Here is a 12780-nt window from a genome sequence, read left to right as displayed (position 1 = left end):
GCGCTGATGAGCAACCTATTTCTTATTATGTATAAATCAAACTTAATCGATGCGTTTCCCGAGGATAATTAAATCCCGCTCGATGCCATCCAATGTGGCAACACGAGGCATGTTTGCCCACGTTGTAAAATCGAATGCTTCGAATAACTTGAGACTTGGGGTGTTATGACCAAAAATAAAACCCAACAAGGTATGCACTCCAATTTTTGGCGCATGTTCAATGGCCAGCGTCAGGAATCGCCGACCCAGCCCCTGTCCACGCGCATCCTCGTGCAGATAAATGGATAATTCTGCGGTGCCAGCATAGGCAGGACGACCATAAAAATTAGAAAAGGACAGCCAACCCGTGATTTTACCATTAGATTCGCTCACCCAAAGCGGTCGACGCTCCGGTGTGTGCTCATTAAACCAAGCGTGTCTTGATTCAACGGAAACAGGCTCAGTGTCTGCAGTAACCTGACGGGATGCGATTGTTGAATTATAAATTGCAACAATTTGTGGTAAGTCGTCGAATCTAGCGATTCGGTAAGAAAAATCGTGTGCCATTGTATCTTAAATTGTATGTGTTGCCCTGCTAGAGCGCAATGCAGTTCCCAGTGCTTCTTCAACCCTTAAACGTATGCGCTTACCGCTTTCGTCGTCGGGAAAATGCACTCCAATACCCTGTGTTTTATTATTACCTGCACCAGCTGGCGTAATCCAAGCAACTTTACCCGCGATAGGATATTTAGCAGGATCATCAAGTAACGTGAGAATCAGATAAATCTCCTCACCCAAACGATAACTCTTGTTGGTTGGGACAAAAATACCGCCATTCTTTAAATATGGCATATAGGCAGCAAACAAGGCTGCTTTTTCTTTAATCGCCAACGATAAAACCGACGGACGATTTGGTGCATTAGTGATACCTGAATCTGATGATAAATCGGACATTTTGTGTTTCCGCGGGGTTATGCAAAGAGTGCAGAATACTCTAGCAACATATCTTCTAAAAATAACTTGGCCGACAATGGATGACTCGCAATTGCCTGACGCTCATTCGTATTTTTAATAATTCTCAACAAAGAATTCATATCAACACGAACAGCTAATGCCTTTATTTCTCGTTCATAGCGAGGATAATACCGGATTCTTGCTGCTTGTTTATAAGAAAATAGATCGTATAACCAACGCTGCATCCATGCGACGGTCGTTATTATTTCCATTTTCTGCATTTTATCCGCCAATTTAAGGCTAGCATCTGCACTAGGCTTACTCAACTGGCGCAGAAAATCATCCAACTCACCGCGATTATCCGATTGAGACATATCTAAAGCAGCCAGTGGTGCGCCGCCCTGCTGCGCAAGCCATACATCGGGGTCTTTTACCCCCTGTGCCTGCAACCAGGCAAGCGCCTGATCACGTTCTGGCATCGCGAGCGCAAATTTATGACACCGTGACAAAATCGTTGGCAGCAGCTTGTCCAGACTATTGCTGACCAAAATAAAAACAGTATTAGCACTAGGTTCTTCGAGGGACTTTAACAGTGCGTTTGCGGCTGGAATATTCAATGCTTCAGCAGGATATAGCACGATGACCCGGCGACCTTGGCGGTGCGTTGATATATTCATGAAATCGGAAAGACCACGGATCTGATTAATCACAATTTCTTTTGATGGTGCCTTACTTGCCTTACTTGTTTTCGTTGCTGCCTCAACATCTGCCTCTACGGAGGAAGCATCCTCTTCATCAAGCAGTTCGGGACGCACCCGACGGTAGTCAGGATGGCTGTATTGTAAAAACCAACCGCAGGACCCACAAGCCTGACACGCATGTCCATGCGCATCAGGTCGCTCACATAACAGCGATTGCGCCATGTGTTCTGCAAAAAGTGATTTACCTATTCCCTGCGGGCCATATAGTAAAAAGGCATGAGGCATACGATCACGCAGTGACTGAAAATAATCCCATGCTGAAGTTTGCCAGGCAAATAAAGGATTACTCATCACGATGCCAATGCGTTGGTTAGCAATTCATCGATCAACACATCAAGTTCTTTACGAATGATCTCAATACTTTGCGTCGAATCAATAATCCGAAAACGTTGAGGAAATTCAGCGGCACGCCTTAAATACTCAGTGCGAGTATCAAAGAAAAATTCTGCTTTTTCTCGCTCGAATTTATCCAGTTGTCGGGTTGCATCGAGGCGTGCTCTCGCTACGTCCAGTGGCACGTCAAATAACAATGTCAGATCAGGTTGCAGATGAGGATGCACCCATTGCTCCAAAATACTCAACTTCTCGATTGACAGGTGACGCCCTCCTCCTTGGTAGGCGAAGCTTGCGTCAGTGAAGCGATCAGAAATAACCCAGTCACCACGCGACAATGCTGGTTCGATCAGTTGTGCTATGTGTTCTCGGCGAACTGCAAACATTAACAGCGCTTCAGTTTCCAGATGCATTTTCTGTTGCAACAGGACTTCGCGCAAGGTTTCACCAAGTGGCGTTCCACCAGGTTCACGAGAACAAACTACTTGTACCTGATGCGCTACCAAAGCCGCCTGCAAACGTTGAGCAACATAGGCGATGTGAGTTGATTTTCCGGCGCCGTCAATGCCTTCAAAGCTGATAAATTTTGCTGTAGGTTTCATACTTATCTTTGTTCAATACTCTTTTAGCGTTGATACTTATTTACTGCGCGATTGTGATCATTCAGATTATCTGAGAAAACGCTTGTACCGTCACCTCGAGCCACAAAATAGAGCGCATCGCTTTTTGCAGGATTTAACGCGGCCATCAAGGAGGCAAGTCCCGGCAACGCAATCGGTGTCGGGGGTAAGCCGGCGCGAGTGTATGTGTTGTAAGGTGTATCCGCCAACAAATCCTTTTTGTGAATTTTTCCTTGATAGCGTTCGCCCAGTCCATAAATTACGGTCGGATCTGTTTGTAGCAACATACCAGTCCTCAAACGATTCGTAAAAACCGCAGAAATCATCGAACGCTCTGCTTTTTGTCCAGTTTCTTTTTCGATAATTGAGGCCATAATTAGCGCTTCGTAGCTATTTTTATATGGTAGACCTTCAGCGCGACTTTGCCATGCCTCATTCAATTTTTTCACTTGAGCAACATAGGCTTGCTGAAACACCTGTAAATCGCTACTACCCTTCGGAAATAAATAAGTATCCGGAAAAAAAAGACCTTCGGGCGTATTTTTTTCCGAGTTGATTTTCTTCATTAATTCGGCATCTGACAGAAGTTTTGTATCATGCTTGATATCGGGATTGCTATCAACGGCCTTTCGCATTTGCGCAAAGGTCCACCCTTCAATAACGACTACTGCCCCCTGCGAAAATTCGCCGTTCACAATTTTATCCAGCAATTGATATGGCGTCTTCTCGGGTAAAAGCTCGTAGGAACCAGCCTTTAATTTGTTAGCTTTCCCCGTTGCACGCGCCAATAGCTCGAAAAAAAATGCCGGAGCAGGCACTCCAGCCTCCTGAATCTGCCGGCTTGCACTTCGGACGCTGCTCCCTGGCTTAATCGTGAAATCAACTGGTTTGCCATCCGTGTCCATTGGCTGACCTGCCCAATAGAAGAGGCCGCTGATACTCGCAATGGCGAATAAGACTAACAATATAATAAAATTTCTAATCAGACTCATAGCCTAAGGTGTTTTTTTGTTTTTTAGGTTTGGGGGATTATTTGATATGAGTGAAAGATGTCGCGCTAACAAAATCTTTCAGCCCTTGTTCATCAGATTGTCATCAGCGACGTAGCTATTTGATCTTTCATTAGATAATGCGTAGTTTATCAAGTAAATGATATATTTAGACAATATTGCAAAATAGGAATCAGCGAATTTATTCAGTCGCTACTATAATTCACATCATGCGATGTGAGTCGCCTATTGTAAGGCCATCACGTCACTAAATTAAAGGACTTAGGCAAAACACCGTCCTCGTTGACTAAATATTGTAGTAGTTCAGAGTTAATTGCTTATTTTCAGAGCAAGCGAACAATGAATATTTGCTATAAGCTTAAGCCAAGGAAGTTAAATAGGGGCTTATGCATAAGTATCCCTCCGTTGCGCGTCACTGTAGCGCGGGTGACGCTACCCTCGAGGCGACATTGTGTAAGTCGTATGAATAGAAAGTTTCTCAAGCTATGTCACAAGTAATGATTGAACAAGATCAAATGCCAGGATTTGTAGAGTCACTGAATGGTCTGCCCTCAGTATGGAATATGCCTTTTTTTGAAACTGGCTACGTCACTGCGCTAGCACAAGGTGGCCTTATGCTTGTTACAGGTGAAGATGCAGCAACGTTTTTACATAACCAACTAAGCAACGATGTTGAACACCTCACCTCCGAGGTTGCACGCCGCGCAGCGTATTGCACAGCAAAAGGTCGTATGTTGGCAAGTTTACTGTATTGGAAAACGGACGAAGGTATTGTCGTTCAGCTTCCAAACGAACTGCTGCCGACGATTCAAAAAAGGTTAAGCATGTTTGTTCTAAGAGCAAAAGTGAAGATCGCTGACATGAGTAAATCACAGGTCACTTTTGCCATTGGTGGAGCGCAGTCGATCGCTGCTATTTCTGCGTGGTTCCCAGAATTACCGTCGGCAGAAAATACGACCATCAGTAATGGCTATGGCACGCTGATTCGTTTTCATTCAGAACATCAGGCAGACAGATACCAGTGGATATGCCCTAAACAACAAGCCGAGCACATCTGGAAAAAACTGACTGAGACGCTCCAGCCGACCAATCCGAGGGATTGGCAACTTGCTGAAATAAAAGCAGGCATTCCTTGCGTCACAGCTCGGACACAAGAAAAATTTGTGCCTCAAATGATTAACTTTGAACTGATCGGCGGCGTCAATTTCAGAAAAGGCTGCTACCCAGGACAAGAGATCGTCGCACGCAGCCAATATCTCGGAAAGCTGAAGCGCCGGATGGCGCTGGCCACTATCCAAGCAAGCGGATTGACTGAGAGTATAGAACTATTCAAAGAGGATAATCCTGAACAACCCTGCGGCATGATTGTCAACGTCGCAAGTATCGATGATAACAATAGTCTAGCGCTCGTAGAAATGAGTCTGGCAGATCAAGAACACGGTGGCGTACACTGTGGTGCCGTGGACGGACCATTGGTGCAACTCCTTCCATTACCGTACGAAATTACCGATATCACACGCTAAATAAGGTATTTCCAAACGCTCCATCTTGAATTTCAGAGATATGGTCCGAAATAAAACGTATGAATTGCTATATTTATTTTAAAGCCACGATAGAAAATGAAGATGCAATTATTGCAGCGGAACAGCTATTACTGAAGGCGTTGCACTCCGTCGGACTCATATTGACATCGCTCGAGAGGCGCCCTAAAGCGACCGATGGGCTGCATACGTGGATGGAGACTTATAAAAACGTACCGCACAATTTCAAGGAATTGCTCGACGTAGCGATATCCCAAACGACGTTGCTAAATTTGCAGTACAGTGAACGTCATATAGAATATTTTTTGAATGTAGATGTATGTGCCTGATTGTCTTTGCCTGGAAATTACTCCCTTGCAGTCCATTAGTAGTTGCTGCAAACCGAGATGAATTTTATGACCGCCCAGCAAGTCCCGCAGCATGGTGGTCAGATGCTCCACAGATTTATGCAGGGCGAGATCTGCAATCAGGCGGCACTTGGCTGGGCATTCAAAGTACTCGAGATGGCTCACCAGCTAAAAAATTTGCTGCAATTACTAACGTTCGCGCACCCTCAGAAAAACGGGAAGATGCACCGTCTCGTGGAGAATTAGTAGCAAACTATTTGCGCTCTGATTTGTCGGCACAAGATTACGTCAACGAACTCAAAGGGCAAGTAGACGATTACAACGGATTTAATTTACTGGTCGGCGACCAACATGATTTAATCTGGTATTCCAACCGCCATCTGGATAACCCTAAAAATGGTGTTCCGCTGGCACCTGGTATTTATGGCGTCTCAAATGCGGCACTCGATACCTGCTGGCATAAAGTCGTTCGAACCAAGGCAGAATTTGCCAGTTTAATTTGTCAGCTCGCGCCAGAAGATGCCTTCTTTGAGATGCTTGCAAATACAACCCAAGCGCCAGATTGTCGTCTACCAGACACTGGCGTTTCTTTTGAAATGGAACGTTTGCTCTCTTCGCCTTGCATCATATCCGAAGGATATGGAACTCGCGTTTCCACATTACTCAAAATTCATGCGCATCATCCTGCTGAGTTTGAAGAAAAAATTCTTCGATAGAACAACCCTGCGATTAATTGACTGTTCTGATTGGCGAACGCCAAAGAAGCCAAGCAGCAACGCATTTCAATCCACATGGAAGAATTGCATACGCATAGCTCAATGCGTGGAGGCCACTTTGCGATGTGGTTCCGGGTTGGTAACCTAATGCATCGAGCAATGGCAATGACAATCCGGCAGCTAACGCCAGATTCATTTTACCGGCCCAACTCCATACACCAAAATAACTCCCCTCATAGCGTTCGCTATGTCCAGCACGATGTATTACTGCAGCAAGCAATGCGGGTGGTAGCGCCAAATCTGCACCCAACGAAAATCCGGTCAACACACATATAGCACTAAAGCCAATCAATGCATCGGCCTGCAAATTAAAAACCCAAATAAAACTGATGATTGTCATTAACATGGAGAGCAACCATGCATCACGCTCAGAAGTACGTTTAGCAACCAACGTCCAGAAAGGCATAGAAAAAGCCGCAGCAAGAAAGTAAATCAGGAGTAAATAGCCTGATTGAGTCTCAAGATGAAGTTGGTCTTTCGTGAAAAACAAAAATAAGGTAGCAGGTATCGCTGCCGCAATACCGTTGAAAACAAATACAACAAATAAACTACGAAATACTGGATTGGCAAACATCACAACCCAACGCAACGAAGGCCCCTCCGACATCTTTTGATGTCGGATTACAGGCGTCCATCGCAACAAACAAGCTACCCCCACAATAAGGCCAATCGTCAGCATCCAAGTAAGCCACGTAAAATTTAAAAGCTGCCCCATTAATGCTGCACTTAACACACCGAACAAGCCGCAGCACTCACGGACCGAAGTCAGGCGCAATCGCTGTCCGGGTAATTGTGTCAGCGCAGCGCCCCAAGACTGGTATGCAATGCTTGCCAAACTAAATCCCGCATACACGATAACCAATGATACGAAAAACCAGATAAAAATCATCACGCCTTTGAGTTCAGGCGGATGAAATAGTGCACCAAAACCCACAATTAAAAGGGGGATTGCGTAAATGATATAGCGTGCATAACCCTGCCCTTGTGGACGCTTGTCAATCAACCCGCCAATATAGGGATCAAAAAAAGCATCCGCAACACGCGAGATCAATAGCGCACTTCCGATATAACTTAAGGAGATGCCAAAACGTTCAGCATAAAACTGTGGGACATAGACGTAAATGGGCAATGCGACAAACGCCAGCGGAAAAGCAAGCAGGCCGTAAGCTAATAAACGTGAAAACGTCAACTGAGTCATTGCCAAATGCCTTCAAAGGAATGCTGCTATCGCCAAACGGCAGAAAAAAATAAGTGGGTATAAAAAAAGCGCATTCATTATTCCATGAACGCGCTTTTTTTGTTTTCTTGCGATAACTATGTGTAGAGATCGGTTCCGTGGATATCAACATAAACCACTGATCTAATACCTTGAGCTAAATCGATGCAATAAATTAGCTTAATTCTTCTAGACGTAACTTTGTTACCTGTCCAAAAATTGCTGGCAAACCTTCAATCTTCTCTATGGCGGCAACAATATTTTTCTCTTTCGTCTGATGAGTCAAAATAATGATATCAGTACGGGTTTCACCATCACCAGGTTCTTTTTGCAGCATCGCATCAATAGAGATATTTAAATCAGCCAAGATACGGGTTACATCGGCTAATACGCCCGGCCTGTCTTCGACATGCATGCGCAGATAATAACTTGTAACTATCTCTGACATCGGCAAAATCGGTAAATCACTGATAGAACCGGGCTGGAATGCCAAATGCGGTACACGATGCTCAGGATCGGCGGTCGCTAGTCGAGTGATATCGACCAGATCAGCAATCACTGCGGAAGCTGTTGGCTCAGAGCCTGCACCTTTACCATAATACAACGTCGCCCCTACTGCGTCGCCCTGAACCAACACCGCATTCATCGCGCCTTCAACATTCGCGATGAGTCGCTTAGCCGGAATCAATGTCGGATGGATGCGAAGTTCAATTCCATCGACGGTGCGCTTGGCAATACCCAGCAACTTGATGCGATACCCGAGCTCTTCAGCGTAGCGAATGTCATTGGCTTCTAATTTTGTAATACCCTCAACATGAGCCTTATCAAACTGCATTGGCACACCGAAGGCAATCGACGCCATGATTGTTGCTTTATGACCCGCATCAACACCTTCGATGTCAAATGTTGGATCAGCCTCAGCATACCCCAACTCCTGCGCTTGTTTTAACACAGTCGCAAAATCTAGACCCTTATCGCGCATTTCCGACAAAATGAAATTAGTCGTACCATTGATGATCCCGGCGATCCATTCAATACGATTTGCAGTCAACCCCTCACGTAACGCCTTAATAATAGGAATGCCACCGGCAACAGCCGCCTCAAACGCCACCATCACACCTTTATCGAGGGCGGCAGAGAATACTTCATTACCATGAATTGCCAGCAGTGCCTTGTTGGCTGTAATGACATGTTTGCCATTCGCGATCGCCTGCAACACCAGATCTTTAGCAATACCACAGCCACCGATCACTTCAACAACGATGTCAATATCAGGGTGATTAACGACCAGCATCGGATCGCTCACCACGTCGACGGCATCGCCAACGATACCGCGTGCACGCTCTACATTTCGGGCTGCGACCATCACAATCTCAATCGGGCGTCCGGCGCGGCGAATAATCTCTTCCTGATTCCGCTTTAATACATTGAAGGTGCCGGTACCGACAGTGCCTATGCCTAACAGACCTACTTTGATTGGTTTCATATCTTTTAAACAGTAAAATTAAATTAATTAGTGCCGTGGCGCTTTCGATAACTCTCAAGAAAGTGATCGATACGGCCAAATGCCTCAGTCAAATCATCCGTATTTGGCAGGAAAACCACCCTAAAATGATCAGGTTTGATCCAGTTAAAACCTGTTCCTTGTACCAATAAAACACGTTGCTCGGTTAATAGCTCGTGAATAAATTCCTGGTCGTCCTTAATCGGGTAGATCTCTGGATCCAGTTTCGGAAACATATACAACGCCGCTTTGGGCTTCACGCAAGTGACACCAGGGATCGCCGTCAGCAGTTTATGGGCGAGATCACGCTGCTTAAGCAAGCGACCTCCAGGACCAACGAGGTCTTGGATACTCTGATAACCGCCCAAGGCAGTCTGAATTGCAAATTGTCCAGGAGCATTCGCGCACAGACGCATCGAGGCTAACATATTCAACCCTTCGATATAGTCTCTGGCATGCCGTTTTTCACCAGAGATCACCATCCAACCTGCGCGGTAACCGCATGAACGATAATTCTTAGACAAACCGTTTAATGTCAAAAATAATACGTCATCTGCCAGTGAGGCGATCGATACATGCTCTGCTTCATCGTACAACGTTTTATCGTAAATTTCATCAGCGAATACGATGAGCTGATGCTGACGGGCCAATTCGACAATTTGCTGTAACACGGACACCGGATACAGAGCACCCGTCGGATTATTAGGATTAATGACAACAATCGCTTTTGTGTTTGGCGTGATTTTACTTTTGATATCTTCAATATCAGGCATCCAGTCTGCAGTCTCGTCGCAAACATAATGTACAGGCTTCCCCCCTGATAGGCTCACCGCTGCCGTCCACAAAGGATAGTCAGGAGCAGGAACTAGTACTTCATCGCCATTATTGAGAAGTGCATTCATCCCCATCACAATTAATTCAGAGGCACCATTACCGATGTAGATGTCCTCGATCGTTACACCATGAATTCTCTTTTCCTGGGTGTAATGCATAATTGCTTTACGCGGAGCAAACATGCCTTTGGAATCAGTGTAACCAGCAGCATTATGCATATTGCGAATCATATCTTGCACAATTTCGTCTGGCGGATCGAAATTAAACACCGCTAGGTTACCGATGTTTAATTTAATGATCTTATGACCCTCGTCTTCCATCTGTTTGGCTTTTTCGAGCACAGGACCACGAATGTCATAACAAACGTCAGCTAATTTTTGTGATTTTTGTATAGGTCGCACTAGCAGATTCCTTCTTATCATTGGGCATGTCAATAGTCAGACTACAAGAGACAACGCTACAAGTATGCTGCACTGCCGAACAAAGCATTTTGCACAAGGAATGCTGTTTAATCAAATTGTTTTGGGAATATTTCTCTTTCAAACGCAATTTTGACGAAACATTATGCTTTTAGGCTATAAACTTATATTGATAGCGCATAAAGAGCCCGAATTGCGTGTTGGTTTATGTTGATTGCAAGTGGTAAGCGACATATAACAACATCCGCAATTAATAGATCAACGCAATAAATTTGTTGAAAATCGGCATTTTGACTGCTTTCAGTCGCAACGTTTGCGTACCCGTTGCTTGGCAATCGCAGAAAAAAAGTTACAATGCCGCACTCGCAAGGCACATTACTTAGCATAGAGCCAGAATTATGAAGTTGCACTCAACGCAAACACAACAGTATCAAACCATTACAGGCTACGAAACCGACAGCGTAGAAATTAACGCGGTGACGTTTAAGCATAGTCTGATCGTACTCCCAGAAACGAAGCCTATTGAATGGCCGATCATCAGCTTTGAAACGCTGACAACCGACCACTTTACCCAGATTGAACAAACCCAACCAGACGTCGTCATTCTTGGGACAGGCAATAAACAGAAATTTATTCACCCAAGACTGATCGCGGCCCTCACGTCACGCCGGATTGGTGTTGAATGTATGGATAATCAGGCAGCCTGCCGTACCTACAATATTTTGATGGCCGAAGGTCGCAAAGTGGCACTCGCCCTAGTGATGGAAACTGCATGAGCCAGACAAATAAATCGACGTCACTTCCACTTGACTCGCCAACAATACTCTGGACTGTCGCTATCAGTTTTTTATGTATCTGGTTTTATATGCTTGGTGCACGAACCCTCGTTCCGACAGATGAAGGTCGCTACGCAGAAATGGCGCGCGAAATGCTAGCAACTGGGGATTGGGTCACGCTGCGTTTAAACGGCATTAAATACTTTGAAAAGCCGCCTCTGCAAAACTGGATGAACGCCCTTACCTTTGCCGCTTTCGGCTTAGGGGACTGGCAGGCTAGGCTATGGACTGGTTTATGTGGCTTAATTGGCGTTTTTTCTGTTGCTTATACTGGCCGTAAGATTTTTAGCGCTCGGATTGGTACGATCGCGGCCATCGTCCTTGGCTCCAGTTTTTACTGGGCTGGGATGGGACACGTCAACTCTTTAGATATGGGGTTGTCCGGTATGCTGGCGATCACCATGTGCGGCTTATTACTGAGTCAGCACGAATCGCTTAGCGCGTCAGATCGACGCAATGCCATGCTAGTGTGCTGGGCAGGAATGGCCTTGGCAACGATGTCTAAAGGTTTAATTGGTTTTGTGTTGCCGGGGACTGTTCTGGTTATTTACACGTTGGTCACACGTGACTGGTTACTTTGGACACGTTTGTATTTTGGTCGAGGACTCCTGCTTTTTTTCGCAATCACAGCACCATGGTTCATTCTGATTGCCATACGCAACCCAGAACATCCGCATTTTTTCTTTATTCACGAACACTTCCAGCGATTCACTAGCGATGTTCATCATCGCTCAGGGGTGTGGTATTACTTTTTTCCATTCTTAGTCCTTGGTATTGTTCCGTGGTTAGGATTGCTGCTTCAGGGTATATGGACAGGGATTAAAGAGAAGAAAAGCGGATTTCAACCGCTGACCATGTTATTGATCTGGGCGGTTTTTTTCTTTTTCTTTTTTAGCATTTCCCACTCAAAATTACCCGGCTATATTCTGCCAATTTTCCCAGCATTGGCTCTGATGATCGCCGTCTACATTGAGAACTGCAAGCCAAATGCACTCAAACTCGCTGCTGGTTTATTAGGTCTATTAGGCGTCATTGGTCTGGCGAGCATCAGTAAAATTGCCCACTTGGGTAAAGATGCTTATGATATCCCACTCTACGCCAATGCTGCCCCATGGATTGCGACGGCAAGTGCTATCGCCGTCATTGGCGGAGTTAGCGCGTGGGTTTTCGCCGGAAGAGAAAAGTCTGGTAAAGATATTGCCATTCTATGCTTGGCTTTCGGCGGCTTTCTTGCTGGACAAGTGGCATTCTTGGGACACAATCCGTTTGGTCAATATATTGCTGGTATCTCTCACGTTACCGCGATTAAGGCAGAATTGAAGACGCCGACGACACCAATTTATGCAGTCGGACGTTACGAACAAGCCCTACCGTTTTATCTGCAACGGACGATGACTTTGGTTGAATTTCCAGACGAAATGGAATTCGGCTTAGAGCAACAACCAGAATTGTGGATTCCTAAGCGGAATGATTTTGTACAGCAATGGCTAAAACATCAGGCTAATCATGAATCAGCCGTCGCCATCGTACGCACCGACATCTACCAAGACTTTCAGCAGCGACATTTGCCAATGCGGGTTATTGGACAAGATCCTAGGCGGGTAATCATCGCTACGCTGACGCCTAACTCACAACAATAAGACTATTCCG

13 protein-coding genes are annotated in these 12780 nt (G+C 45.4%); 5 read left to right on the top strand and 8 right to left on the bottom strand.

All coding sequences use genetic code 11. From position 1 onward, the window contains the following. Positions 1-42 precede the first annotated feature (42 nt). From ACO0KV_RS04050 to mltG, 5 genes are read right to left on the bottom strand one after another with little or no spacing between them, the layout of a single operon-like run. Positions 43-546: a GNAT family N-acetyltransferase gene (locus tag ACO0KV_RS04050; RefSeq protein WP_423040150.1), complete on the bottom strand. Its 504-nt coding sequence runs from the start codon at positions 544-546 to the stop codon at positions 43-45. Positions 547-552: 6 nt separating this feature from the next. Continuing rightward, on the bottom strand, positions 553-933 hold the full coding sequence (locus ACO0KV_RS04045) for a PilZ domain-containing protein (protein ID WP_423040148.1): 381 nt from the start codon (positions 931-933) through the stop codon (positions 553-555). A 17-nt stretch (positions 934-950) separates the two neighbouring features. Then, entirely contained in the window at positions 951-1985 is a 1035-nt protein-coding gene (gene holB / locus ACO0KV_RS04040) for a DNA polymerase III subunit delta' (protein WP_423040146.1), read from the bottom strand. Next, complete coding sequence (gene tmk, locus ACO0KV_RS04035) at positions 1985-2629, bottom strand: dTMP kinase (protein ID WP_423040144.1); 645 nt, start codon at positions 2627-2629, stop codon at positions 1985-1987. The genes holB and tmk overlap by 1 nt, the downstream gene beginning before the upstream one ends. Positions 2630-2652: 23 nt before the next feature. After that, on the bottom strand, positions 2653-3639 hold the full coding sequence (mltG, locus tag ACO0KV_RS04030) for an endolytic transglycosylase MltG (protein WP_423040141.1): 987 nt from the start codon (positions 3637-3639) through the stop codon (positions 2653-2655). A 515-nt stretch (positions 3640-4154) separates the two neighbouring features. Here mltG and ACO0KV_RS04025 point away from each other — a divergent pair. Genes ACO0KV_RS04025 through ACO0KV_RS04015 form a run of 3 tightly spaced genes read left to right on the top strand, consistent with a single transcriptional unit; the run spans position 4155 to position 6261 of the window. Continuing rightward, the gene (locus ACO0KV_RS04025) at positions 4155-5180 is read left to right on the top strand and encodes a YgfZ/GcvT domain-containing protein (protein ID WP_423040139.1); all 1026 of its coding nucleotides are present in this window, start codon (positions 4155-4157) and stop codon (positions 5178-5180) included. Positions 5181-5239: 59 nt separating this feature from the next. After that, entirely contained in the window at positions 5240-5527 is a 288-nt protein-coding gene (locus tag ACO0KV_RS04020; RefSeq protein WP_423040137.1) for a DUF4936 family protein, read from the top strand. After that, on the top strand, positions 5518-6261 hold the full coding sequence (locus ACO0KV_RS04015) for an NRDE family protein (RefSeq protein ID WP_423040135.1): 744 nt from the start codon (positions 5518-5520) through the stop codon (positions 6259-6261). Before ACO0KV_RS04020 ends, ACO0KV_RS04015 begins: the two co-directional genes overlap by 10 nt. 13 nt (positions 6262-6274) lie before the next feature. On the opposite strand, the gene ACO0KV_RS04010 is transcribed toward ACO0KV_RS04015, so the two are convergent. From ACO0KV_RS04010 to ACO0KV_RS04000, 3 genes are all read right to left on the bottom strand, one after another. Then, positions 6275-7519, bottom strand: coding sequence for an MFS transporter (locus ACO0KV_RS04010; protein WP_423040133.1), 1245 nt, complete (start codon positions 7517-7519; stop codon positions 6275-6277). A 193-nt stretch (positions 7520-7712) separates the two neighbouring features. Continuing rightward, positions 7713-9023, bottom strand: a complete 1311-nt coding sequence (locus tag ACO0KV_RS04005; RefSeq protein WP_423040131.1) for a homoserine dehydrogenase — start codon at positions 9021-9023, stop codon at positions 7713-7715. A gap of 23 nt (positions 9024-9046) precedes the next feature. Then, a complete protein-coding gene (locus ACO0KV_RS04000) occupies positions 9047-10276 on the bottom strand; it encodes a pyridoxal phosphate-dependent aminotransferase (protein WP_423040129.1) in 1230 nt (409 codons plus the stop codon). 416 nt (positions 10277-10692) lie between these two features. Here ACO0KV_RS04000 and ACO0KV_RS03995 point away from each other — a divergent pair, with 416 nt between their 5' ends. Together ACO0KV_RS03995 and ACO0KV_RS03990 are read left to right on the top strand one after the other, a co-directional pair. Beyond that, entirely contained in the window at positions 10693-11070 is a 378-nt protein-coding gene (locus ACO0KV_RS03995; RefSeq protein ID WP_423040127.1) for an Mth938-like domain-containing protein, read from the top strand. Beyond that, positions 11067-12770: a glycosyltransferase family 39 protein gene (locus ACO0KV_RS03990; protein ID WP_423040125.1), complete on the top strand. Its 1704-nt coding sequence runs from the start codon at positions 11067-11069 to the stop codon at positions 12768-12770. The genes ACO0KV_RS03995 and ACO0KV_RS03990 overlap by 4 nt, the downstream gene beginning before the upstream one ends. The last annotated feature ends 10 nt before the right edge of the window (positions 12771-12780 follow it).

Source organism: Undibacterium sp. RuRC25W (assembly GCF_049339825.1).
Taxonomy (GTDB): domain Bacteria; phylum Pseudomonadota; class Gammaproteobacteria; order Burkholderiales; family Burkholderiaceae_D; genus Undibacterium.
The sequence above is the reverse complement of the archived record's forward strand: the minus strand, read 5'-3'. Positions and strand labels throughout refer to the sequence as shown.

What these genes read in the sequence shown, in the direction of transcription:
- tmk (WP_423040144.1), bottom strand. Translation starts at nt 2,629, where the DNA reads ATGAAACCTACAGCAAAATTTATCAGCTTTGAAGGCATTGACGGCGCC.
- ACO0KV_RS04045 (WP_423040148.1), bottom strand. Translation starts at nt 933, where the DNA reads ATGTCCGATTTATCATCAGATTCAGGTATCACTAATGCACCAAATCGT.
- ACO0KV_RS04025 (WP_423040139.1), top strand. Translation starts at nt 4,155, where the DNA reads ATGATTGAACAAGATCAAATGCCAGGATTTGTAGAGTCACTGAATGGT.
- ACO0KV_RS04020 (WP_423040137.1), top strand. Translation starts at nt 5,240, where the DNA reads ATGAATTGCTATATTTATTTTAAAGCCACGATAGAAAATGAAGATGCA.
- ACO0KV_RS04010 (WP_423040133.1), bottom strand. Translation starts at nt 7,519, where the DNA reads ATGACTCAGTTGACGTTTTCACGTTTATTAGCTTACGGCCTGCTTGCT.
- ACO0KV_RS03995 (WP_423040127.1), top strand. Translation starts at nt 10,693, where the DNA reads ATGAAGTTGCACTCAACGCAAACACAACAGTATCAAACCATTACAGGC.
- mltG (WP_423040141.1), bottom strand. Translation starts at nt 3,639, where the DNA reads ATGAGTCTGATTAGAAATTTTATTATATTGTTAGTCTTATTCGCCATT.
- ACO0KV_RS04050 (WP_423040150.1), bottom strand. Translation starts at nt 546, where the DNA reads ATGGCACACGATTTTTCTTACCGAATCGCTAGATTCGACGACTTACCA.
- ACO0KV_RS03990 (WP_423040125.1), top strand. Translation starts at nt 11,067, where the DNA reads ATGAGCCAGACAAATAAATCGACGTCACTTCCACTTGACTCGCCAACA.
- ACO0KV_RS04015 (WP_423040135.1), top strand. Translation starts at nt 5,518, where the DNA reads ATGTGCCTGATTGTCTTTGCCTGGAAATTACTCCCTTGCAGTCCATTA.
- holB (WP_423040146.1), bottom strand. Translation starts at nt 1,985, where the DNA reads ATGAGTAATCCTTTATTTGCCTGGCAAACTTCAGCATGGGATTATTTT.
- ACO0KV_RS04005 (WP_423040131.1), bottom strand. Translation starts at nt 9,023, where the DNA reads ATGAAACCAATCAAAGTAGGTCTGTTAGGCATAGGCACTGTCGGTACC.